The sequence below is a fragment of the Edaphobacter modestus genome (assembly GCF_004217555.1).
Classification (GTDB): domain Bacteria; phylum Acidobacteriota; class Terriglobia; order Terriglobales; family Acidobacteriaceae; genus Edaphobacter; species Edaphobacter modestus.
Genome location: NZ_SHKW01000001.1, coordinates 2,899,108 through 2,920,619 on the forward strand (window position 1 = coordinate 2,899,108; position 21,512 = coordinate 2,920,619).

21 protein-coding genes are annotated in these 21,512 nt (G+C 58.6%); 11 read left to right on the forward strand and 10 right to left on the reverse strand.

What is annotated here, in order from left to right; genetic code table 11:
* Positions 1 to 2 precede the first annotated feature (2 nt).
* The gene (gene hscA, locus BDD14_RS12145) at positions 3 to 2,000 is read right to left on the reverse strand and encodes a Fe-S protein assembly chaperone HscA (protein WP_130419036.1); all 1,998 of its coding nucleotides are present in this window, start codon (positions 1,998 to 2,000) and stop codon (positions 3 to 5) included.
* A 91-nt stretch (positions 2,001 to 2,091) separates the two neighbouring features.
* On the opposite strand from hscA, the gene BDD14_RS32400 reads away from it, so the two are divergent.
* Together BDD14_RS32400 and BDD14_RS34450 are read left to right on the forward strand one after the other, a co-directional pair.
* Positions 2,092 to 2,454, forward strand: coding sequence for a P-loop nucleotide/nucleoside kinase family protein (locus tag BDD14_RS32400; protein WP_207231724.1), 363 nt, complete (start codon positions 2,092 to 2,094; stop codon positions 2,452 to 2,454).
* On the forward strand, positions 2,370 to 2,600 hold the full coding sequence (locus BDD14_RS34450) for a P-loop nucleotide/nucleoside kinase family protein (protein ID WP_423201752.1): 231 nt from the start codon (positions 2,370 to 2,372) through the stop codon (positions 2,598 to 2,600). The genes BDD14_RS32400 and BDD14_RS34450 overlap by 85 nt, the downstream gene beginning before the upstream one ends.
* An 11-nt stretch (positions 2,601 to 2,611) precedes the next feature.
* Here the strand turns inward: BDD14_RS34450 and BDD14_RS12155 are convergent, their stop codons facing one another.
* Positions 2,612 to 3,250 (reverse strand): TetR family transcriptional regulator, encoded by a 639-nt coding sequence (locus BDD14_RS12155; RefSeq protein WP_207231725.1) that lies wholly within the window; start codon positions 3,248 to 3,250, stop codon positions 2,612 to 2,614.
* Between the two features lie 112 nt (positions 3,251 to 3,362).
* On the opposite strand from BDD14_RS12155, the gene BDD14_RS12160 reads away from it, so the two are divergent.
* The 5 genes from BDD14_RS12160 (at position 3,363) to BDD14_RS12180 (ending at position 5,847) form a co-directional block, all read left to right on the forward strand.
* Positions 3,363 to 3,797 carry an ester cyclase gene (locus tag BDD14_RS12160; RefSeq protein WP_130419037.1) on the forward strand — a complete coding sequence of 145 codons (435 nt, stop codon included), beginning with the start codon at positions 3,363 to 3,365 and terminating at the stop codon, positions 3,795 to 3,797.
* Between the two features lie 40 nt (positions 3,798 to 3,837).
* Entirely contained in the window at positions 3,838 to 4,452 is a 615-nt protein-coding gene (locus tag BDD14_RS12165; protein ID WP_130419038.1) for an NAD(P)-dependent oxidoreductase, read from the forward strand.
* Between the two features lie 154 nt (positions 4,453 to 4,606).
* Positions 4,607 to 5,038, forward strand: coding sequence for a VOC family protein (locus BDD14_RS12170; protein WP_130419039.1), 432 nt, complete (start codon positions 4,607 to 4,609; stop codon positions 5,036 to 5,038).
* Positions 5,039 to 5,100: 62 nt separating this feature from the next.
* Positions 5,101 to 5,583, forward strand: a complete 483-nt coding sequence (locus BDD14_RS12175; protein ID WP_130419040.1) for a DinB family protein — start codon at positions 5,101 to 5,103, stop codon at positions 5,581 to 5,583.
* Between the two features lie 69 nt (positions 5,584 to 5,652).
* A complete protein-coding gene (locus BDD14_RS12180) occupies positions 5,653 to 5,847 on the forward strand; it encodes a hypothetical protein (RefSeq protein WP_165420042.1) in 195 nt (64 codons plus the stop codon).
* A gap of 259 nt (positions 5,848 to 6,106) precedes the next feature.
* Here BDD14_RS12180 and BDD14_RS12185 read toward each other — a convergent pair whose 3' ends face one another.
* A complete protein-coding gene (locus BDD14_RS12185; protein WP_130419042.1) occupies positions 6,107 to 6,682 on the reverse strand; it encodes a helix-hairpin-helix domain-containing protein in 576 nt (191 codons plus the stop codon).
* Between the two features lie 391 nt (positions 6,683 to 7,073).
* Here BDD14_RS12185 and BDD14_RS12190 point away from each other — a divergent pair, with 391 nt between their 5' ends.
* From BDD14_RS12190 to BDD14_RS12205, 4 genes are read left to right on the forward strand one after another with little or no spacing between them, the layout of a single operon-like run.
* Positions 7,074 to 8,147: a LacI family DNA-binding transcriptional regulator gene (locus BDD14_RS12190; protein WP_130419043.1), complete on the forward strand. Its 1,074-nt coding sequence runs from the start codon at positions 7,074 to 7,076 to the stop codon at positions 8,145 to 8,147.
* A 50-nt stretch (positions 8,148 to 8,197) separates the two neighbouring features.
* On the forward strand, positions 8,198 to 9,748 hold the full coding sequence (locus tag BDD14_RS12195) for a sugar ABC transporter ATP-binding protein (RefSeq protein ID WP_207231726.1): 1,551 nt from the start codon (positions 8,198 to 8,200) through the stop codon (positions 9,746 to 9,748).
* The gene (locus BDD14_RS12200; protein ID WP_130419044.1) at positions 9,745 to 10,695 is read left to right on the forward strand and encodes an ABC transporter permease; all 951 of its coding nucleotides are present in this window, start codon (positions 9,745 to 9,747) and stop codon (positions 10,693 to 10,695) included. Before BDD14_RS12195 ends, BDD14_RS12200 begins: the two co-directional genes overlap by 4 nt.
* Positions 10,673 to 12,658, forward strand: coding sequence for a substrate-binding domain-containing protein (locus tag BDD14_RS12205; RefSeq protein WP_130419045.1), 1,986 nt, complete (start codon positions 10,673 to 10,675; stop codon positions 12,656 to 12,658). Before BDD14_RS12200 ends, BDD14_RS12205 begins: the two co-directional genes overlap by 23 nt.
* Before the next feature lie 7 nt (positions 12,659 to 12,665).
* Here the strand turns inward: BDD14_RS12205 and BDD14_RS12210 are convergent, their stop codons facing one another.
* The 7 genes from BDD14_RS12210 to BDD14_RS12240 all read right to left on the reverse strand — a co-directional run bounded on the left by BDD14_RS12210 (position 12,666) and on the right by BDD14_RS12240 (position 21,483).
* Positions 12,666 to 13,733 carry an aldose 1-epimerase family protein gene (locus tag BDD14_RS12210; RefSeq protein ID WP_130419046.1) on the reverse strand — a complete coding sequence of 356 codons (1,068 nt, stop codon included), beginning with the start codon at positions 13,731 to 13,733 and terminating at the stop codon, positions 12,666 to 12,668.
* Positions 13,734 to 13,833: 100 nt separating this feature from the next.
* Positions 13,834 to 14,718: a 3-keto-disaccharide hydrolase gene (locus tag BDD14_RS12215; protein ID WP_130419047.1), complete on the reverse strand. Its 885-nt coding sequence runs from the start codon at positions 14,716 to 14,718 to the stop codon at positions 13,834 to 13,836.
* Positions 14,719 to 14,749: 31 nt separating this feature from the next.
* Complete coding sequence (locus tag BDD14_RS12220; protein WP_130419048.1) at positions 14,750 to 15,895, reverse strand: Gfo/Idh/MocA family protein; 1,146 nt, start codon at positions 15,893 to 15,895, stop codon at positions 14,750 to 14,752.
* A 4-nt stretch (positions 15,896 to 15,899) separates the two neighbouring features.
* Complete coding sequence (locus tag BDD14_RS12225) at positions 15,900 to 16,952, reverse strand: TIM barrel protein (RefSeq protein WP_130419049.1); 1,053 nt, start codon at positions 16,950 to 16,952, stop codon at positions 15,900 to 15,902.
* Positions 16,953 to 16,961: 9 nt separating this feature from the next.
* Positions 16,962 to 18,179: a cupin domain-containing protein gene (locus BDD14_RS12230; RefSeq protein WP_130419050.1), complete on the reverse strand. Its 1,218-nt coding sequence runs from the start codon at positions 18,177 to 18,179 to the stop codon at positions 16,962 to 16,964.
* 117 nt (positions 18,180 to 18,296) lie between these two features.
* Entirely contained in the window at positions 18,297 to 19,847 is a 1,551-nt protein-coding gene (locus tag BDD14_RS12235) for a hypothetical protein (RefSeq protein WP_130419051.1), read from the reverse strand.
* A 34-nt stretch (positions 19,848 to 19,881) separates the two neighbouring features.
* Entirely contained in the window at positions 19,882 to 21,483 is a 1,602-nt protein-coding gene (locus BDD14_RS12240; protein ID WP_165420043.1) for an outer membrane protein assembly factor BamB family protein, read from the reverse strand.
* Positions 21,484 to 21,512 lie beyond the last annotated feature (29 nt).

Sequence of the window (21,512 nt, forward strand, 5' to 3'; positions counted from 1 at the left end):
TCTTAATCTTCCGTCGACTCTCCGGCCGTAGCCTCTTCCTTTATCGAACCTTCAATCGCAGCAGTCTCTTCTTCGGCACTCATTACCTGTGCCTTCGCAAACGGATGCGGAGCCGTTGGTCCCTCTCCTATGCTCTCACCTGCGGCCGCCATCGTCTTGCCGCCCAGTGCGCCGGTCACCGCCGAATCCATCATCAGCTCCGCGAACCTCCGCGTCGCCTTATCCAATCTCTCAATGGCAGTGCGAATCAACTTGTAATCGCCCCCCATCACTGAGGCCTTCAGCTCATTCTCTTCGGCGTTGATCTTTTCGATCTCATCCGACGTCAGCTGCTGCCAGGCCTCATGCTTCCTGCCCTTCTCCACCGCCGCCAGAATCGTCTCCGCTTCATTCTTCGCCTCAATCACCTGACGCGCGTGAATGTCCTCCTCGGCGTTATCGAACGAGGACAGGATCATCTCCTCCACCTGCTCATCCGTCAGCCCGTAGGTCGGCTTCACCTCGACCTCGGCCTCCTTGCCGCTCCTCTGCTCCCGCGCGCTCACATGCAGAATCCCATTCGCATCGATCAGGAACTTCACCTCGATGCGCGGCAGCCCCGCTGTCATCGGAGGAATCCCCTTCAGGTCGAAACGAGCCAGCGACCGGCAATCCTTCGCCAGTTCACGCTCTCCCTGCACCACATGGATCGCTACATTCGTCTGTCCATCCACTCCAGTCGTGAAGTGCTCCGTCGCACTCGCCGGAATCGTCGAATTCCTCTGAATGATCTTTGCCACCACACCGCCGAGCGCCTCAATCCCCAGCGACAGCGGAGTCACATCCAGCAGCAGCAGATCTTCAATGGCTTTTGAATCACTGCCGCTCAGAATCTCCGCCTGTACTGCCGCTCCAAGCGCCACTACCTCATCCGGATTGAGCTCCGTGTGCGGCTTCCTGCCCCGCGCACCCAGCCCGAAGACCTCATCCACCAGCCGTCGCACCGCAGGAATTCGCGTCGATCCGCCGACCAGGACCACCTCGTCGATCGCCGAAGCGTCCAGCCCCGAGTCCTTCAGCGCCTGCCGGCAAGGTCCAGCCGTGCGTGCAATAACGCCCGCAATCAAGTTCTCAAACTGCTCCCGCGTGATCTCGCGCAGATATTGCTTGCCGCTCGGCAACACCACATCCAGCTTCGCGCTCTCGGCATCCGACAAGCGAATCTTCGCCTCGATCACCGCCTTGCGGATCGCCTGCACCGCCTCCCCATTGCCGCGAACATCCTCGCCAAGATCTCCCGCAATATCGTCCAGGGCAATCGCAATCAGCAGGTTGTCTATATCGTCGCCACCCAGGTGAGTATCGCCGCCTGTCGCGATCACCTCGAAGATCCCTTCATGCAGCTTCAGGATCGAGATATCGAAGGTTCCACCACCAAAGTCGTAAACGGCAATCAGCCCGTCCTTGTTCTTGTCGAGCCCATACGCCAGCGCCGCCGCCGTCGGCTCATTCACCAGCCGCAACACCTCAAGCCCCGCGATCCTGCCCGCGTCCTTCGTCGCCTGCCGCTGCGCGTCGTTGAAGTATGCGGGAACCGTGATCACAGCCTTCGTCACGGGAGCCTGAAAGAACCTCTCCGCATTCTTCTTCAACTGCATCAGCACATACGCTGAAATCTCGGGAGGCGTCAGCATCAACCCGCCGACGCTCACCTTCAGAACCTCGCCGGGCTTCAGCCCGTCTGCCAGCTTGAACGGAAACAGCTTCAACTCGTCCTGCACATCCGCGATATCGCGTCCCATCAAACGCTTCGCTGAATAGACCGCGCTCGCCGAATCCGACATCAGCGTCGCTCGCGCCGCATTCCCCACCCTCACACCATCATCGGTCCACGCCACCACCGACGGAACCAGCGGCACCCCGTCCTCACCCGGAATCACCGTCGGCGTCTCCCCCTGCATGTACGCCACCAGGGAGTTCGTCGTCCCCAGGTCAATCCCTACCACGCGTTCATCAGCCATCAAGAGTCCTCTATTGCTTCTCTTATTGTCCTACAATCGCGTCACCCGGTGGCTTCGCCAACCTTTCTCGATTACAGAATGGAGATCGAACGTGAATCGACATTCACCCACACTGCACTTTTTCTGCGGAAGACTTGCCGCCGGCAAGACCACTCTTGCCCGACAGATCGCCGACGAGCAACGAGCCGTCTTTCTGTCTGAAGATCTCTGGCTCTCCCGCCTCAGCGACGGTATCCGAACCTTCGATGACTATCTCAAGTGGTCGCGACGCTGCCGGTCCGTCATGGCGCCTCTGATTATCGAGATTCTCAAGCCAGAACCTCAGTTGTCCTTGACTTCGCTGGAAATACGCCAAGAGAACGAGCCTGGGTGCGCTCTCTCTTCGAAGCGGCAGGCTCCAACCATCTCCTGCACTACCTCGACATCCCCGAAGAAACCTGCCTCGTCCGGCTAAGAAAACGAAATGAGGGCAAACCTGAAGGACTCTACTATGCCACCACCACCGAACCAGAGTTCCGAGCCATTTCCAAGTACTTCCAGCCACCTCTGTTAGAAGAGGGATTCAACCTTCGCAGGGAGATCGTGCAGGAAAAGATGTAAGATCACGTCCATCATTGCCCCACCAGCTCTCGCCGCAACGCGTTCCTCAGCCACGCCTCATACGCATCGCCCGTCCATCCCCGCTCTCTCACGAGCATCCGGAAAACCTCGCGACTCGTCAGCGTCCACAGGACTGCTCGTGCTGCATCACGACTCAATCCCGGTCTCAGCAGCTTCGCCCTTTCCAGACCGTCGATAATCATCTCCTGCGAGTCATATCGCTGGCAGTTGCGCTCGTCCTCCACGGCCGCCAGCTCCGGAGCCACCATACCCGCTCCTCGCAGAAGATTTTCGACCGGAATCTCCGACTCGTAGATCTGCCGGGCGATACGCGGCGGATACCCCAGCCGCGCCAGCGGATCGGTCACCTTCACCACCTCAGCGATGAGCGCCTGGAACGCCTCCCCGAATCGCGCCGCGTCCAGCAGCTCCGACACAATCCCCTTCTTCGACCCGAAGATCGCATACACCGTAGGCACCGCCACCCCAGCGGCCTTCGCCACTGCCGGGATCGTCATCCCCGCATATCCGGTCTCTTTCAGAAGCGTCCGCGCCGCAGCCGCAACCCTCCTGCGGGTCTCATCGGCCTGGCGCTGCCGTGCCGGCGATTCATAGACCCGCTTCTCGTCAGCCTTAAAGCCTTTCGCCATATTGACAGTATAAAGACATATTTGATACATGTTCATATATTGAATATCTGGACACATGAAGCTACCTCGCGCATTTCGAACCACCACCTAAACGAAACAAAGGAGTTCCCTCATGTCCGTCATCACCGATCAGGCCACCACCATCCACTCCTTCTACGACCAATGCCTCAACCAGCGCCAGTCCGGCCTTCTGCCAGAGCTCTTCACCGCCGATGCAGTCGCCCATACCCCGAACGGCGACTCCACCGGACTCGCCGACGTCCAGCAGACCGTCGAGCGCGTTCACGCCATGTTCCCCGATCACCACTTCACGATTGACGACATCATCGTCAACGGCGACAAGGCCGCTGCCCGGTGGACCATGACGGCCACCAACACCGCGCCGATCGGGGGCATTCCGCCCACGGGCAAGCCCATTACCCAGCGCGCAAACGTCTTTTATCGCTTCGAAGACGGCAAGATCGCCGAGTTATGGCTGCAGCTGGACCAGATCGGCGTGCTTCGTCAGATCGGCGTCCAGATCCCCGGAGCCCAGCCAGCTCGGTAACCACCAAAACCTCTTTCACCGGTAAGGGAGACAAACAGACATGCGACTCACGATCCTCGGAGTAACCGGCGGCATCGGCCGCCTCCTTCTTCCTCTCGCCCTCGAACAGGGCCACGAGGTCACAGCCTTTGCCCGCGCCCCTAAAAAGGTCGCCCAGACCAGCTCGCGCCTGCGGGTCATCGGTGGCGACCTCTTTAACGCGGACGAGATGGCCGCCGCCATCGAGGGCAGCGATGCGGTCCTCTCCGCCTTCGGCCCTACCACGCTGCGCCGCACCCACCTGCGACGCGACTTCGGCCGCGTTCTGGTCAAGGCCATGCGCTCGACCGGAGTGGACCGCTTCATCCACGTCTCCACGGCCTTCCTCTTCGGGGAAGGGGGGCTTGTCTTCTCGGTCATGTCGAATACGCTCTTCCGCAACGTCACGATCGACCATCGCGAAAGCGAGCAGGAGATGATCCAGTCCGATCTTGCCTGGACCATCCTCCGGCCTCCGCGCCTTCTCGATGCTCCTGCTACCGGCAAACCGCGTGTCGTCGCGGGTCATCTGCCGAAAGGCGGCTTCAGCATCCCTCGGGCCGATGTAGCCGGTTTCATGCTGCGGGAGGCGGTAGCCCCGCAGTACATCCGTCAAGTCGTGGGTCTCAGCACGTGACCACGGTAACGCAATCGGCGTCGCGCCATGCGTTCGATCCATTGCGAGGAGGATCAAACACATGTGAGCCTTCTCGCATTCGATTCCTGACGTTTTCCGCGGGCGGTCCGATTTCACGATACCTTATCGCGGTGAGAGAGCATCCTAAAAGACCATGACGACGCCGACCCGTTCAACAGCCATTCCCAGTGTTCGTTATCGCGATGCCCATGCCGCAATCGACTGGCTCATCCGCGCCTTCGGATTTCAAAAGAACGCGGTTTACACCAACGCCGATAACACAGTCGCCCACGCACAACTCACTCTTGGGGAAGGCGGCATGGTGATGCTCGGCTCAGTCGACGGAGCCAGCGAGTACGGCAAGCTCATGGTGCAGCCCGATGAGATCGGTCTTCGCGAGACCACCGGCATCTATCTCCTCGTCCCCGATGCCGACGCGACCTATTCTGCGGCGAAAAACGCAGGTGCCGAGATGGTCCTCGACATCCGCGACATGGACTATGGCGGTCGGAGTTTTACCTGTCGCGATCTCGAAGGTCACCTCTGGAGCATCGGAACCTATGACCCATGGCATCACGAAGCATAAACCTTACGATACTGTGACACATCGCCGACGACATCGGTTCCGCTCCGTGATACCGTCAGGCCATGGAGCTTAATCCATACGCGAAGTCTCTCGGGGACCAGGATCCGATCCCGGTCATTACCGCGACAGTCGAGCGGCTCCATGCCCTCATTGATCCTCTCTCGCCGGCCCAGGCCGACCGCAATCCTGAGCCCGACAAATGGAGCATCCGCGAGAGCATCGCTCACCTGGCGGACTGCGAGATGGTCTTCGCCTTTCGTCTGCGTCAGACCCTCGCTGAAGGGCACCATATCATCCAGCCGTTCGACCAGAGCATCTGGGCGAAGCGCTACGCCTCCTACGACCTGAAATCAGCCTTCGACCTTTTTGCTGCCGCGCGAAACTGGAACCTCAAGTTCCTTACAACGGTTACCGAAGACGATCGTCACCATCCGACGACCCACCCCGAACGCGGCACCATGATCCTGTGGACCATCGTCGAGACCATCGCGGGGCATGACCTCCATCACCTTCAGCAAATCGAGCACCTCGCCCAAGTGGTGTGACGACCTGCGCAGCCGACGTCGCAAACTTGATTTCTGACGGAATCATTGACAATAGAAGTTCTTCGTAAATTGCTGACCTACCTCGCTGAAAAAGTGGCGGGAGGCGAAGCAGACCAACTCAAGGAATATGTCGTCGCGATTGAAGGTCTGGGCAAGCCAGCGTCCTACGATCCCCAGCAAAACTCAACCGTCCGGATCCAGGTGGGAAGGCTTCGTCAGAAGCTGGCGGAGTATTACCGAACCGAAGGTCTTCACGATCTCTAATTATCGACCTGCCGAAGGGCAGATTCAGGCTGACCTGCGAGCACAAGGACGAGAGTGAGCCGATCAGCGCACTGGTTGCGCCTGGGATCTTCGAGCCAGTCGGAGTCCTGCTTTTTTTCTGGCGCATTTTCTGCGCGGTTGGGAACGGTCAGAACCGGATGAAGGCTCCGAACTGGTAGACGCGGGGCTGGTTCGCCTGGGGTGGTGATCTGGGCGAAGGAGCCTTATCGGGAGTCCCGCCTTTTGTGCCCCTTCGCCTCTACTCGAACGTCATGCGATTCTTTCGCGCGGTAATCTCCATCACGTTCATCTGCGGTACCTTCTGGAGATCTTCCAGGGATTTGAAGTTGCCGTTCTTCTGCCGGTAAGCAACGATATCCTCGGCCTGCTTGGCCGAGAAGCCAAGCTGCTTTTCAATATCGGCCGCCGTCGCCTTATTCATATTGATCTTCGACGTCACCTGCGGAAAACTCTTAACGAGGTAGTCGAGAATCTCGGTGTAGTCCTCATCCGATCCGGTAGCGCCAAGGCCCACCATCTTCGTGATGGTATCTTCCCAGCCTTGTCGACTCTGCCCGTTCGCAATCACGTTGGTCGGCGAATGACACCTGCTGCAGACCCGGACCAGCGTCTGCTTTCCAGGTCCTTCCGGAAGCTGCGGGTATTGCGATTCACCCTTAGCTTGCGACTGGGCGGCCTGCGGCTGAGCGCCCTGCTGGAATGCAGTCGAAGCGAGCGCCGCCGAAGACGCGATGACGAGTCCGCCCCCCAACGCAAGAGTTCCGATCCAGACCGCGCGTGAGGTATTGCCTGCCGATTTAACTTTTTTGACCATGATCTCTATTGAACTGCACCTGTCATGAATTTGTCAGCGATTTTGAGGAGCTAATCGAGTTCCGATCCACCTGATTTCTTCAACCGGATGTACGGGCTGAAGTCTTAGACGCCCTTCTTCCCTTTGGATGCCGTTTCTCCTCGAAGGTAGGGAAATTTTAATGAGACGTCTCATTTTAATTGGGGATGCTATGCGGGCGGCCCGACGACTGTCAAGAGATTTCTCCAGGCCGGAAGTGTACTAAGTGGCGCCCGCTCTATAGTTAGGTGTGAATACTCAAAGTTAGTTCTGGCCGACGACTAAGTTTGACTGAGACGCTCCAAAAAAGATTGCTTTCTGTCAAGCTGCCGAGACCGGTCTCGAACAGGCCTTCATGTAGGATTTGTCCATTATGCTGCCAACACAAAAGGAACTGGCAAAGCTCGCTGGTGTTTCTTCAGGCACTGTTTCCAACGTGATCAGTGGGTCGACGCGTGTGAGCGAACGATCCCGGCAGAAGGTTCTTGAGGCAATCCGGGTGCTGAACTACCAGCCCAACCTGATTGCTCGCAGCCTGAAGACAAACAGAACCCGCACGCTCGGAATCGTTGTTCCCGACATCACCATTCCATTCTTTCCCAAGATCATTCGGGGCGCGGAATGCGCGGCGCGGGAGCGCGGATATTTTTTGATCGTACTCGACTCCGAAGGCAGCCCCGAGCGCGAGTCGGAGATGTTCGCTCTCCTCCGGGCTCAGAGAATCGAGGGCATGCTGCTGGTCACCGCCAGCGGAGAAGAGTTGACACCGGAGCGATGGAACGCGATCAGCTCCGCATTTCCTGTGGTATGTCTCGATCGCCTGCCCGTGGATCTTGACGTGGATTCCGTATGCGTGGATGACTGTGGCGCGGCCGAGATGGCAATCTCGCACCTGATGAGCTGCGGCCACAAAGAGATCGCAATCATAACCGGTCCCCTCACCCTTCGTAACGAGCAGGAGCGAGTACGGGGATATCGTCAGGCTCTGCAAAAAAGCTCCATCCCTCTCCAGCGTTCCCTTATCTGGAACGGCAGCTTCGAACAGGATGAGGTTGCCAGGCTCTGTCAAAACGGAATGCTTCGCCCGGGCGGGAGACCCACTGCCCTCTTCGCCACAAATGGAGTGACCGGCCTGGCAGCCTTGAGGAGTCTCTATAGCATAGGGTTGAGCACCCCCAGGGACTTTGCGTTCGTCACCTTCGATGAGATCACTGCCGAAGATTTCTTTCGGCCGGCGATCACCTCCGTCGTGCAGCCCACCTTCGACATGGGATACAAGGCAATCGAGGTGCTTCTGGATCGGATTGAGAAAGGTCAGAACGAGGGACGACGCGAGAGAGTTCGTCTGCCCGCCACCCTTACCGTCCGTGAATCCTCCAGCAACTTCCAGCTTCAGGCCAGCGCCTCTGGAAACCCACCCAGGCGGCGCGCCGCGCGAACCCGTTGACAAGGATTCAGCCTCCGCACTAATGTGAGACGTCTCATTGAATCGGACCGATGTCGGATCTCGCGGCCTCCTACTCGCTCATGACAACAAGAACACTCCTCCGCGCCGCCTCGATCACAAAAAGTTTTGCCGGAGTTCACGCCCTCAAAGGCGTCTCCTTCGACCTGGTCGAGGGCGAGGTCCATGCGCTCATCGGAGAGAACGGTGCTGGCAAATCGACCTTCACCAGGATCGTAACCGGTGCCCTCAGTCCTGACTCAGGCGAGCTGAGGATTCGCGGCCACCTCGTCACCCGCAACACTCCCGAACATGCACGCTCGCTTGGAGTCGCCGCCATCTACCAGCAGCCTCTCCTCTTCCCTCATCTGACCGTCGCGGAGAACATCGCGATGTTTTTGGAGAGCAGTGCCACATGGCGAGTCAACTGGAAGAGCCGCTACTCCCAGGCTCGCGAGCTGCTTCTTCGCCTGGGAACGAACCTCGATCCTCGCAGGCTCGCTTCCTCCCTGAGCATGGCCGAGCAGCAGATCGTAGAGATCGCCAAGGCCATCGGCTCAAACGCCACCATCCTGTTCATGGACGAACCCACCGCCTTGCTCGGCGAACGTGAGGTCGAGAACCTCTTCCGGCTGGTTCGGCAGCTGCGCGGCGAGGGCGTCGGAATCGTCTATATATCCCACCGGCTCGAAGAGATTCAGGCAATCGCAGATCGCATTACCGTGCTGCGTGACGGCAGTACGATCACCTGCAGAGAGGCTGCGAGCGTGGATCGAAGGGATCTCATCGAGTTGATGGTCGGCCGCTCCCTTGCGTCCATCTTTCCCAAGCGTGACGTGCCCGTTCGCGAGACTGCGCTCAAGGTTGAGGGTCTGTCCAATCCAGCGCTGGGCTTGCAGAATGTATCCTTCGCGGTGAAACGAGGGGAGATTCTTGGCTTCGCCGGCCTCGTCGGCTCAGGACGGACAGAGGTCGCCCGGACTCTCTTCGGACTCTCGCCGGCCGCTTCCACAATTGAGCTCTTCGAGACACCGGTGCGCATCACCTCTCCGGCACAGGCGATACGCCTGGGCATCGGCTACCTTCCCGAAGATCGAAGGCAGCACGGACTCATTCAGGAGATGGCAATCTCGGAAAACATCAGTATGGCCAACCTCAGGGAGGTGTCTCACCGGGGGTTGATCGAGAGGTCGAAAGAAGAGGACCAGGGGCAGAGCTATATTCGCGATCTGCATATCAAAGCGTCAGGTCCTTCCGTCGCCGCGCGCACTCTCTCCGGTGGAAATCAGCAGAAGGTCGCGCTCGCACGATGGCTGGCGATCCATCCTCGACTCATGATTCTCGACGAACCGACTCAGGGTGTCGACGTCGGCTCGAAGGCTGAGATTCACGAGCTGATCGTACAAATGGCCGAGCGGGGGGTCGCAGTCATTCTGATCTCCTCCGAGCTTCCCGAGATCCTCGGAATGTGCGACCGCATCGCCGTGTTTCGTGGGAGAACGATCGTCGGCACGCTCACTCGTGGCGAAGCGACGCAGGCGAAGATCATGGCACTGGCCTTCGGACATCCGAACGCGCTCTGCGGAGAGGCGCTCCAGCAATGAACATGCGCACCAGGGAGATCGGTGTCTTCCTCACCATCGTTGCGCTCATGCTAGTGCTGGCGTGGCGAACCACCGGCTACTTCAATGGCGCCAATCTCATCGATCTGTTTCTGGCAAACATGCCGGTCATGATGATCGCCGTTGGCATGACGATGGTGATTCTGACCGGCCAGATCGACATCTCCGTCGGCTCCATCTTCGCAATCTGCAGCGTTGTCATGGGACTCTGCGCCAACCGGGGCCTCCCCATTCCTCTCTGCGCCTTCTTCGCCTGTGCGGTCGGCGCGATCTGCGGCGCCCTCAACGGCGCTCTCATCGCATATCTTCGAATCCCCTCCATCGTGGCCACCCTGGCAACCATGGTCGCGCTCCGCGACGGTCTTCGCTGGTATACGCAGGGCTCATGGATACAGGGTCTCCCACGCCAGTTCCAATGGTTCGGACAATCGCAACGAACCTACACTGTTCTATGCCTATTGATTGTTGTCTTCATCACCGTCGTCACCGCTTTAGGTCTGCACCACCTTCGCATAGGCAGGGACGTGATAGCGACGGGCTCGAACAAAGCCGCTGCCCATATGGCAGGAATCGACACAAGCCGCGTTGTCTTCAGCGTCTTCCTGTTGACCGGCGCATTCACCGGGCTTGCTGCCGTTCTTAATTCCGTTCGTTTCAACCAGGTTCCCAGCAACTCCGGCCTGGGGCTCGAGCTGAAAGTTATCGCCGCCGTCGCAGTCGGCGGAGCAGCAATCACGGGAGGTTCCGCGACAATAACCGGAACTGTACTTGGAGTTGTCTTGTTAGGTTGTATCGGTTCTGCTCTCACATTTCTTGGAATCAACGCATATTGGGAAAAAGCGATTCAGGGTGGCATCATCCTGATTGCCGTCGCCGGCGACACACTTCAGCTTCGCAGCAGAGACAATGAATACACTCTTCCGACCTAAGCTCAAACTCTCAGGCATGCAATGGATCCTGGTCGGAGCGCTCCTCATCGAAGGAGTTATCTTTTCCCTGGGCTCGCCGGCCTTCCTCACCTGGGGGAATCTGTTGGAGATCCTGCGTTTCAGTGTTGAGCTGGGTCTGCTGGCCATCGCGCTCACTCCCATCCTGATCACCGGAGGCATCGATCTCTCCGTTGGATCGACGATCGGTCTGGTCGCCGTGACCTTTGGCCTGGCATGGCACACCCTCCACCTGCCGATTCTTCTCGCCATCGCACTGGCTCTGCTGATCGGCTGCTTATGCGGCGCCATCAATGCGGTTCTGATTGCCGGTCTCCATCTCCCCGCCCTCATCATCACGCTTGGCACCTACTCCTTATATCGAGGAATCGCTGAAGGGATTACTCGCGCCTCCGAAAGCTTTACCGGCTATCCGCATGATTTTCTCCTGCTAGGCCAGGGATATCTCTGGAAGATTCCTGTCCAGGTCTTCCTCTTCGCTTTTTTCATTCTTGTCTACGGCATTCTTCTCCACCGGTCTGTCATAGGGCGGGGACTCTACGCCATTGGGCTGAACTCCGAGGGTGCACACTACGCCGGCATCCCCGTCCGCAGGTATCTGTCCCTCGTCTATCTCCTGTCGGGAGCAATCGCCGGTCTCGCCGCAATCATCTATGTAGCCCATCTTGGGCTGGCTAAATCCGATCTCGGCACCGGCTTCGAACTTCAGGCAATCACTGCCATCGTCATCGGCGGAACCTCGGTCTTTGGTGGACGCGGCAATCTCTTCGGAACGGTCCTCGGGCTTCTCTTTCTCTGCGTTCTTCAAAATGGCCTGCATCTCCTGGCGGCTCCCTCTGAAGCGACGGGTGTCCTCACGGGAGTGCTCCTGATATCTGTTGTCGCAATCGATCTTCTCCACGAAAACATTCGCACCTTCTCCGAACACGCACTTCGCCACAGAAAAACAATTCTCCTCGCAGCGAGCGCCTGTACTCTCTTCGCAGTCGTCCTGGTCATCCATCATCTCCGTTCTTCCCGCACCAGCGTTTCAGGGCAACATCACCGCCCCGTCATTGCCGTCATGCCCAAGGCAAAAGGAGATCCGTATTTCCTCAGCGCCCGCGCAGGAGCGGAAGAGGCCGCCCAAAAGCTTGGAGTCGATCTCATCTGGGACGGCCCCACAAGTCTCGATGCCTCCCTGCAAAACGAGCTGGTCGAAAGCTGGATCACGCGCGGAGTCGATGCCGTCGTCGTCGCCGTGGAGAACAAAGGCAGCATCTCGACCGTTTTGCGGAAGGCGCGTCAGCATCATATCGCCGTGCTCACCTGGGACGCCGATGCTGAGCCCGATGCACGGGACTACTTCCTCAACCAGGCCACGCCCGAAGCCATCGCGAACACCCTTACCGACGAAGGCGCACGCCTCCTCTCCGGCAAGGGACAGTTCGCCATCATTACCGGCGCACTCAGCGCCGAGAATCAAAACCAGTGGATCGCCTTCATCAAATCCAGGGTCGCCGAAAAGTATCCGCAGTTGAAGCTGATGACTGTGCTGCCAAGCGACGATGACCGCGATAAGGCCTTCACGCAGACGCAGAATATTCTTAAGGTGTATCGCGAGGTAAAGCTCGTTATCGCCATCTCCGCTCCCGCCGTTCCTGGAGCAGCCGAAGCCGTTCAGCAGTCAGGACGCGACGTAGACGTCATCGGCCTTTCGCTGCCCACCATCTGCCGCCCTTACATCCACAAGGGAGTCGTCCAGACCATCGTCTTATGGAACACGAGAGACCTCGGCTATCTCACCGTATATGCCGGGTGGCTCGCATCCCAGAAGAAAATTGCAGCGGACGCGACTTCCATCCAGGCGGGGAGACTTGGCCCTCTCGATGTGCACGGAAGTGAGATCATCCTCGGCAAGCCCATGATCATCGATAAAACAAATATCGACCGTCTTAACTTCTAGTGCGCCTTCAGGGACGCGCCCCGGCTGCCTGGATCGCCTCGTCTACGCTCTTCGCATCTTCAAGAACTCGAATCTCCAGATGGAACTCTCTCCGCTCTCCCGGAGCCAGAAACTGGAGCGTCCCCTGCTTGCGTTCGTGCTCTCTTCCCCGCGTGTTGCAGTTCGCGGGTTCGAGCCCAAGCACGAAATGATTGACGCCCGTCATCTTCCACTGATTGAACTTCGGCAATGTCGTCGGATCGTAACTCAGCTCGACACCAAAGCTCGGGTCGTTCCCATCGCTCACCAGCACCACGGTCACTCGATCCGCTGTGCCGCTCTCCATCTCGTGAAAATAGACTCTCTCTCCCTGTCCCATCCGCGGAGAATCGAAGAGGTCCCACTCGTTCACGCTTGCGGCCGAAAAATCATCGATGGGCTCGACCTTCTTCGAAGGTGCATAGACCCTTGCCTTTGGAGTAAGCAACGGGTAGCCGAAGTTGAAGTGGTAGAGAACCATCAGAGGCGTCGTCCTCACTCCCTGGTTTTCGACGACATCATGGATCGCGAACGATGCACGGTTCAAGGAAGTCGTGACGGTTCGCTGCAAGACCAGGTTCGGCCCGTGGACTGAAGTCTCCCGCACGCTGCCCGAAACCTGGAGGATGCAATCATCCTTCTCCCAGGTCTCCGACCAACTGACGTTCTCCGCAGGCGTATTCGAGATGGAGCCATGCAGACCCAGGTCTTCGCCCTCATCCCGCGAAGGGGCACCTGCTGCTGCCAGCCCGCATGTGGTCAGAAGTCCGCCAGTGAATCCCTTCAGCCACTCAAGGCCGCGGCTGGAGAAGTACGACGGATGCACCATTCCTGTAGGCGAATGCCAGCATAACGAGCGCCCCTGGTAGCTAGCTTCATAAATGTCCATCCCTTTATCAGGGACCACCCAGAACTCGAGGCCTCGTGCCGTGCGGACCCGCAGTGTGCCGGTTCCCTTCGCTTTGCCATCCGCATGAACAAAGGGCGAGATCCCTCCCACCTGCGACAGCCGTCCTACCTGACCCAGCAGTTCTTCACGCGAATTCCATGATGGCATCGCTACTCTCCTGGTTGCGGCACACCTTCCACGCACGGCCGGCGTGCTTTCGAAATGCAAATCAGCAACCGTGAGTATTTCATGTCCCAGCAGCCGCCGTTTACGGCAGTTTCTTCAGCCAGATGTTGCGATGAGAGATCTTCAGGTCGCCGCCTCCCTCGATCTCTAAAGCAAGCAGCCCCTTCGCCCTGTAGAACTTCGGATCCGTGTCCACCAGGACTGCCATCACGTGCCCGTTCACGATGTGGGTCAGCGTGTGGCCATCGGCGATAATCTCCACCTGGTTCCATTCGCCCGGCTTGATATACGCCTTCAGCTCGTCGGAGCTTCCCAGTGTCGCCAGCAGGCGAGGCTTTACACCAGGTTCGGTAGCCACCACCTGGCCGCGCCACGCAATAATCCCGCGAGGGCTGTCCTGCTCATAAAGCTGGCCGGTGTAGCGATTGTTGTAATCGAAGTCGCCCTGGTACCCGGTCAGATTCCACTTCGCGTGCTGCTGCAACAGTGCTTCACTCTTCTTCATTCTTTGCTTCTGCTCGTCGGTCATCTGGGCGAGACGCTCAGGCGAAGGCTGGTGCGGTTGGGGCGCAATGCTTTCGCTGCGGTACTGGATGCCGCCATTGGCTCCCTTCCCTTCCAGCTTCATCTCCACCCGCAGCCTGAAGTTCCCCACCTCTCCGCCTCGCCAGATGATGTTTGTCGTTCCGGAGGGATGCGCGTCACTCGATACGCCTACAATCGCGCCATCTTCCACATGCCATACCTCGGAGGGACCATCCCACCCCGCCAGGCTCTTGCCATCGAAGATCTGCGTCCACCCTTTGTGATCGTTGAAGTCGATCGGTTCGGGCTGCACAAAGCGGCTTCCACCCGCCGCAGGTGGCGCAGGCTGTTGGCCACCGACACTCGAAACACCAAGTGCTGCAAGAGAGGTGAGGGTTAGCATCGCTGGCGCAAACAACCGCGCTCCGGTTCGGCTCAACATAGTGTTCTCCTTGAAAACGAAACCCCTGGGATCAGACGAGTGGAATCGTCTCCCACTGCTTCGTCTTCGCTGACTTCAAAACAGCATCCGTAACATAATCCACCGCCAGTCCTTCCTTGAAGGTCGGCGCGGCTTCGCGCTTCTCTCCGACGGCCTGGAGAAAATCAGCAACCTGGTGGATAAACGTATGCTCGTACCCGATCTGCAGCCCCGGAACCCACCACTGCTTCATGTAGGGGTGGTCTCCATCGGTGATGTGAATGCTCTTCCATCCCCGCAGCCTGCTCTCATCGCGATGATCGAAGAACTCCAGCCGGTGCAGATCGTGCAGGTCCCATCGCGCCGAGGCCCGCTCTCCATTGATCTCCAGCGTGAAGAGCGCCTTGTGTCCGCGGGCATACCGCGTGGCTTCGAACAAAGCCATCGAACCATTTTGAAAGCGCCCGATAAAAGAGCTCGCATCATCGATGCCTACAGGCTCAACCTTGTTGGTCAGGCTATGCTTCCGCTCCTTGATGAAGGTCTCCGTCATCGCCGCGACTTCCGTAAGGGAGCCATTCAGCCAAAGCGCCATGTCGATGTTGTGTGCCAGCAGATCACCGGTGACACCGCTGCCCGCGACCGAAGAATCAAGCCGCCACAAGCCCTCGCCGCCCTGCGGAAGATCCTCTGAGATAGTCCAGTCCTGCAGAAACTGCGAGCGATAGTGGAAGATTCGACCGAAGCGCCCTTCCTCCAGCAGATCCTTCAGCAACGCCAGCGCCGGAACACGGCGGTAGTTGTACCAGACCATGTTGGGGCTCTTCGCCGACTCGACGGCGTCCACCATCGTCTTTCCTTCCGCTGCCGTCCGCCCCAGAGGCTTTTCGCAGAGAACCATCTTCCCTGCCTTCGCCGCTGCCACCGCAATCTCGGCGTGGGTATCGTTCGGGCTGGCAATGTCGATCAGGTCGATATCGCTCCGTTGAACCAGCGCACGCCAGTCCGTCTCAATCGATTGGTACCCCCAGTTCTCAGCGAAGCCCTTTACACGATCCGCATTCCGCGCGCACACCGCCTTCAGTACAGGCTGATACGGAAGATCGAAAAATCGCGGCGCCTGCAGAAAGGCGTTCGAATGAGTCCGGCCCATAAAGCCGTATCCGACTAAACCTACGTTGAGTGCCTTCTTTGCCATTGGCCTAATCCCACCCATGTGCGTTGCGAACCGAGATCAGTGTTCCCAGGACATCGCGCCACGTATCCGGCGATGTCATCGTCTTGTTCGGGAACATGCAGCCGTCCCAGCAGATATGCTCAAAAGCCCGCGTCGGCGTCCCGTCTTTCTCTCTCATCCACAGACCGGCCACCTTGACGATATCCATCTTCCCGTTCGGATCGTTCGCTGGACAATGCCGGCCCGTCTTGTCGTGTGAGCCCGTTCCATGAACCGTTCCATCGTTCTGCGCGACATGGAAGTCGACGGTCCACGGCCGAAGCGCATCGGTCAGCTTCGTCAGAGCGGCCATCAAAACATTCTGATCCATCCAGTCGAAGCCTTCGGGTAGCAACCGATCTTCGGGAGCGTTATACCCCAGCGTGTACAGCAGGGAGTGCGCCATGTCTGCCTGAAAGCCCACGGTCTGCGGACGGTCTACCTGCTCCAGGAGTTCAAGCATATGTCTCCAGCCATGCATGCCTCCCCAGCAGATCTCTCCCTCTGCCGCGAGTCGCTCGCCGTATCCTTCGGCAATCGTCGCCGCCTCGCGAAACGTCTCGGCGATCTTCTTCGTACTGCCGGCGGGGTCTTTCGCCCACTCCGCCGGGCCTGTAGCCGAATCGATCCGGATGACACCATATCGCCGGATACCAAGTTCACGAAACGTCTTTGCCATCGCGCAGGTCTTTCTCACCTGAGTGAGAAATCTCGCCCGCTCTTCCTCGGAGCCCATCGCAGAGCCACCACCCGTCGGTGGCCACACCGGCGCGACCAGCGAGCCAACGACCAGGTTGCGCCCGGAGATTCCCTCTGCAACACGCGTAAGATCGTCTTTCGTCGAGTCGATGTCGATATGCGGCAGCGAGGCAAACAGATCCACCCCGTCGAACTTTACGCCGTCCACCTCGGCACCCGCCGTCAGGTCCAGCATGGTATCGAGATCGATCGGCGGTTCCGAGTCCGGACCCTTGCCTACGAGTCCGGGCCACATTGCATTGTGAATCGCCGGCTTGTTGTGCTGTGCTGTCACCGTCATAAAAATTCCTTACTTCTTCACCAGAGGAGCGGCGTCTGGATTCCCCGGGCCAAAGTGCTTCAGCATAACCAGAGGATCGGTCGAGCTGAGGTTCTCCACCACGATGCCTCCCTGCGCAGTCGCAGCCGTAACGAAGACCTCATCTTCCGTCATCTCGCCAAAGCGAATCATCGACGGCGTGGAAACCGTCTGCCCGCCCAAACGTCCATGCCCCTGCGTCACAATCACGCCATAAGCCTCGCCGTCTTTAATCGTCACACTCCGATTCGGCAGCACGGTCAGCTCTTTGGCGGAGTAGAACGGCGTGCCATAGGTTACCCACACCTCGCGGTAACCCTGGTCCTTCATCTCCTCCTCCGGCCGCACCGCCTTCGGGAAGGTCTTGTTGCTCTTCGCAAACTCGGGATTAATATTGGCATCCCAATCGAGCATGCTGATCAGGTAATCGATGTCCTTGCTGAACTCCGGCTTCACATCCTTAACCAGTAGCTCCCAATCAACGATGCGTCCTTCCACCTCAGACTGGAACATCGCGAACACATCGCTGTTCACCTGCGGCTCATAGGTCACCAGCGATCCCGGAGCATGAAGAATGCCCGGATCGATCTGCCACCCCTCGCCCGGAATCAATCGATATGCGCGCGCGTACGCAAGAATTCCGTTGTCACCCTGATTCCACCGCTTGAGACACCGACGAATATCATCCTTCGTCGTTCCGGGCTCCAACCCCATATACGTATGCGGAAAATTATTCTGAATCTGGTTGTACTGTGGCGGGAAGTAATACGCCTCCGGCTTACCCTTCTGGCCAACCAGCTTCGCAAACTCATCGGTCTGGTGCATGTGATGCGGAATCGGGCCCATGTTGTCGAAGAACTTGCACAACAGGTTCCATCCGCCTTCACGCTCCATCACCTTGCCGCCGAGGATCACGTCTCCGGCAGCCTCCACCGCATCCTTCAGCAGAAACTTCTCGCCCTTGCCCGGATTGATATAGCTCAGTCCCTCGTCGGGAAGGGTCGCGGCTCCGTTGGATGCCTTCGTCGTCGACGAGAACCAACGCTCGTTGATGCCCCCCCGATGGCCTCCAAAGGCATATAGATCGTCGGGGTGAAGCTTCAGACGCCTGCCGGGAATCATAAAGGAGCGGGGAACCCAGCACGGCGCCAGCCTTAAAACTCCACCAGTTGCGTTGACTACCTCTTCTACGCGCGATCGATTAAGCATCTCAGACACTTTCCTTATCTGTAAAAACTTCGGTGGCTCTCCCGAAATCCACGCCTGCACCCATCCCACCATCACAGTCGTAGGACCCGGACAACGTTTCTGCCGCAACTCTTTCTGTTAGTGCTCCATTCCTATTCCGAAGGAGTACATCGTATTGTCGTGGGTGACAAAGAACGCATGACCATCGCCCACTGCGACTCCGGCCCCATGCGCATACGTGCTCACCGCATCGCCGCTTGAATACAGCTCCTTGCCGCTCGTCGCATCCAGCACGTACAACGTCGCATGCGTGGACGCATCTCCCTGCGAAAGCGCAATTACCATCCCGTTCGCAACCACCGGCGGAGCAGGATTGACGAGGTCCCGCGAAACCCACGCCGGAACCAGCGTCGTCTTCCCTGCGCTCTCTTCCACCTTGAAGGCAACGATGCTTCCGTGCGGCGCCGCTCGATTGCTGTTGGCAAACTTCGCCGCGTCCTTCAGCGGTCCAGGCACCGAGGCCAGCACCCATGTCGCTTCCCCATCCTGCCAGCTCGCGAGAGCGGCAATCGAACCCGCCTTTGCCTTCGATACTGGCGGGGTGCAAGCCAGCGCCGTCTGATGATCCGCACCGCCGAGCGATGCCGCATCCAGCAGAACATAGCTGCCGTCTTTTCCTGGAGCGACAAGCACCTTCTTCTGGTTATACGTAAACGCCACCGGAGTCACGTTCTCAAGGCTCCCGGCCCCGGCCGGCGTGTACCAGTCCTTCACCTTCGCAGTCGCATCGAGCGCCACAATGCTGTTGGCGTGCACCTCTCCTGCCGCATCTGCTTTGCCAGCGCCCGTCACAGCATAGGCTACACCGTCAGATACTGTCGGTCCCATCGCAATCAAAGGAGCGACCGAGCCCGTCTTGTAGCTCGCCACCGGATAATCGGTTGCGCCCATATTCAAAGCCCAGACAGCGTTCTCGACTCCAGCGCAACCCGCGCGACTTGCCGTGTACATGGTCTTTCCGTCCAGACTCAATCCGCCTGAAACTCCCGTCGGCCCCGGAAGAAATTTGACCGCGGGCGCGAAATCCGCCCCCGTCGCAACCACCTGCTCGTGGAGATAGCCGTCGCCCGTAAGAACATAAATACCCTTTATCCCGAACCCTCCGCCTCCCGGCGATACGCCTATGTGACGCTCGGAAGCCTTCGTCGGCGGCCGAGGAACAGGCGGAGGCGTACCCGGCGCACGTCGCGCCCTGAAGTTGATGACCACCGGAGCTTCCGCAACCGCGGTCAGGTTCGTCGCGCCGCACGGCGAAGGCTTCACGTCGAAGTGCTTCGTCCACAGCAGCGTTCCCAGCTCCGAGTCCACCGCAAAGAGATCCTCCGGGCCTGCCCAGAGCGCGAAATCCTTGAAGCCCCGTGCATTGATCAGGCGAGGAACCAGAAGCGGCTCACTGTACGACATGGAATCCTTGCCCGGCGTCGTTCCAAGCTTGATCTTCCAAAGCAGCTTGAACTTTCCCGAGAGATTCTCCTTGGTCATAATGTTCTCGGACTTCTGCCAGCCGCTGTGCGCCATATCATTCCGCGGCGAACTCCAGTTGCCCAGCGCCTGTGCACCTGCCGACGTGACGCAGCCTAATGCCGCGGCAAACGAAAAACCGATTGAAAGGCCAAGCCATCTCTTCATCTGCAGACTTCCTCAAAGTGATCCCGATGCAGCGTTATTTAGTGCCGAAGCAGTAGACCGTTCCGTCGAAGGTTCCAAACAGAATGCGTCCCCCTGCGACAGAAAGGCCAGCCTGGTGAAGAAAAGAGGCGATCTCGTTCCCGCTTGAATAAAGCTCTTTGCCTGTCTTTGCATCAAGCACGTACAGCTTCGCAGGAACGGAGCGCTTGATCCTGTCCTCTGCCGAATAAAGACCGCCCTCGACCTCGTTCGTCTGGCCCGTAAACTCTCCTCCAGCCAGCACAAACACCAGGCCATTCGCAACTACGGGAGGCTCAGCCGTCAACATGTCGCGCGACTGCCATGCATTCGCCAGTACGGTCTTCCCATCTTTCTCTTCCACCTTGAACGCAATGATTCCGCCATTCGGTGTCTCCCCATAATTGATCGGGAACTTCACCGTCGTCGGTCCGCCGTTGGGGGCCAGCACCCATTGAGTGCCGCCTTCATCCTTCCAGGCCGCAAAACTTCCCCACGTCCCCTCCGTCTGGAAGTTCACATTCGCGTTCGCGATCAACTCCGAACGGAAAAGCGGTGTCTGATGATCGGCTCCACCGATCGATTTGCTGTCGAGAAGATAAAACCGTCCTTCTTTTCCTCCGCCCACCAGAAGATCGCGTCCCTTGTAAGGAAAGACCACCGGCGTCGTATTCATATCGAGATCGCGCTTGGTCAGCCATTCGTAATTCGATGGCGTGAAGTAATCCTTCAGCGTCAGGGTGTCGTTCGAAAACGTGTAGGCCTGAAAGCTTGTCGAGAGCAGCCCCGCCTTTGCATCGTACGGGTGATCGCCGGACTCGAAGTAGATCGTGCCGTCTGTTCCGATCGCCGGACCCGCCGTTCCCCACAACCCGCCCTGCGGAGGCGAAGACAATGTCACCTTCTTCGTGACGGTGTTGTAGGCATAAAGGACGTTCGGTACGCCGCCGCATCCCTGCCCGGTAATCGTATAAACCACGCCGTTCACCAGGTTCAGACCGTAGGGCTTCCCATAGACGTTGGGCAGCATCTGCACCGGGGCTTCCTTCTCCTCTCCGGTGGCGGGGTCCATCAATCGCAGATAACCATCGGTCGTCATGACGTAGAGCACCCGCTCCTTCGCGTCAGGCGGACTGATTACAGGCGTTGCACTCAGCGCATTCGTGCAGATGAAGCCCTGGCCTTCGCCGGCTTCCTGCGGCTGGCTCGATGCCCATTTCAATTTCTTCTGCCATACCAGCGTCCCGGTATCCGCGTCGATCCCATACACATCGTTCGAGCTTCCCGCAAAGATCGCAACCGTCTCCGACCCCTTCGCGGTCTTCACCCCAGAGACGATCAGCGGCTCGCGGAACGACTGCATTCCCATCGTCTTGTTATCGGTCTTCAGCTTCCACAGCATCTGGATCTTGCCCGCATTCCGGGATGTGATCTTCGTCTCATCCCTCTGCCAGGCGTCACGCGACGGGCTATAGCTGCTCGTCGTCCACTCCGGCGATTGCGTCGACTGCCCAACGGCAAAGCCCGTCGCCAACAGCCCGCAGCTCAGAACACCGGCAAACGATAGAACAGCCTTGCGCAACAGGGCGGGAGATACAGGGTGCCTGCCTGCCTTCATGGAAGCGATCCTCATGGAATCTGGTATTA

What these genes read in the sequence shown, in the direction of transcription:
- BDD14_RS12205 (WP_130419045.1), top strand. Translation starts at nt 10,673, where the DNA reads ATGAATACACTCTTCCGACCTAAGCTCAAACTCTCAGGCATGCAATGG.
- BDD14_RS12215 (WP_130419047.1), bottom strand. Translation starts at nt 14,718, where the DNA reads ATGTTGAGCCGAACCGGAGCGCGGTTGTTTGCGCCAGCGATGCTAACC.
- BDD14_RS12220 (WP_130419048.1), bottom strand. Translation starts at nt 15,895, where the DNA reads ATGGCAAAGAAGGCACTCAACGTAGGTTTAGTCGGATACGGCTTTATG.
- hscA (WP_130419036.1), bottom strand. Translation starts at nt 2,000, where the DNA reads ATGGCTGATGAACGCGTGGTAGGGATTGACCTGGGGACGACGAACTCC.
- BDD14_RS12210 (WP_130419046.1), bottom strand. Translation starts at nt 13,733, where the DNA reads ATGCCATCATGGAATTCGCGTGAAGAACTGCTGGGTCAGGTAGGACGG.
- BDD14_RS12160 (WP_130419037.1), top strand. Translation starts at nt 3,363, where the DNA reads ATGTCCGTCATCACCGATCAGGCCACCACCATCCACTCCTTCTACGAC.
- BDD14_RS12170 (WP_130419039.1), top strand. Translation starts at nt 4,607, where the DNA reads ATGACGACGCCGACCCGTTCAACAGCCATTCCCAGTGTTCGTTATCGC.
- BDD14_RS12230 (WP_130419050.1), bottom strand. Translation starts at nt 18,179, where the DNA reads ATGCTTAATCGATCGCGCGTAGAAGAGGTAGTCAACGCAACTGGTGGA.
- BDD14_RS12235 (WP_130419051.1), bottom strand. Translation starts at nt 19,847, where the DNA reads ATGAAGAGATGGCTTGGCCTTTCAATCGGTTTTTCGTTTGCCGCGGCA.
- BDD14_RS12190 (WP_130419043.1), top strand. Translation starts at nt 7,074, where the DNA reads ATGCTGCCAACACAAAAGGAACTGGCAAAGCTCGCTGGTGTTTCTTCA.
- BDD14_RS12195 (WP_207231726.1), top strand. Translation starts at nt 8,198, where the DNA reads ATGTCGGATCTCGCGGCCTCCTACTCGCTCATGACAACAAGAACACTC.
- BDD14_RS12185 (WP_130419042.1), bottom strand. Translation starts at nt 6,682, where the DNA reads ATGGTCAAAAAAGTTAAATCGGCAGGCAATACCTCACGCGCGGTCTGG.
- BDD14_RS12165 (WP_130419038.1), top strand. Translation starts at nt 3,838, where the DNA reads ATGCGACTCACGATCCTCGGAGTAACCGGCGGCATCGGCCGCCTCCTT.
- BDD14_RS12155 (WP_207231725.1), bottom strand. Translation starts at nt 3,250, where the DNA reads ATGGCGAAAGGCTTTAAGGCTGACGAGAAGCGGGTCTATGAATCGCCG.
- BDD14_RS12240 (WP_165420043.1), bottom strand. Translation starts at nt 21,483, where the DNA reads ATGAAGGCAGGCAGGCACCCTGTATCTCCCGCCCTGTTGCGCAAGGCT.
- BDD14_RS12175 (WP_130419040.1), top strand. Translation starts at nt 5,101, where the DNA reads ATGGAGCTTAATCCATACGCGAAGTCTCTCGGGGACCAGGATCCGATC.
- BDD14_RS12225 (WP_130419049.1), bottom strand. Translation starts at nt 16,952, where the DNA reads ATGACGGTGACAGCACAGCACAACAAGCCGGCGATTCACAATGCAATG.
- BDD14_RS12200 (WP_130419044.1), top strand. Translation starts at nt 9,745, where the DNA reads ATGAACATGCGCACCAGGGAGATCGGTGTCTTCCTCACCATCGTTGCG.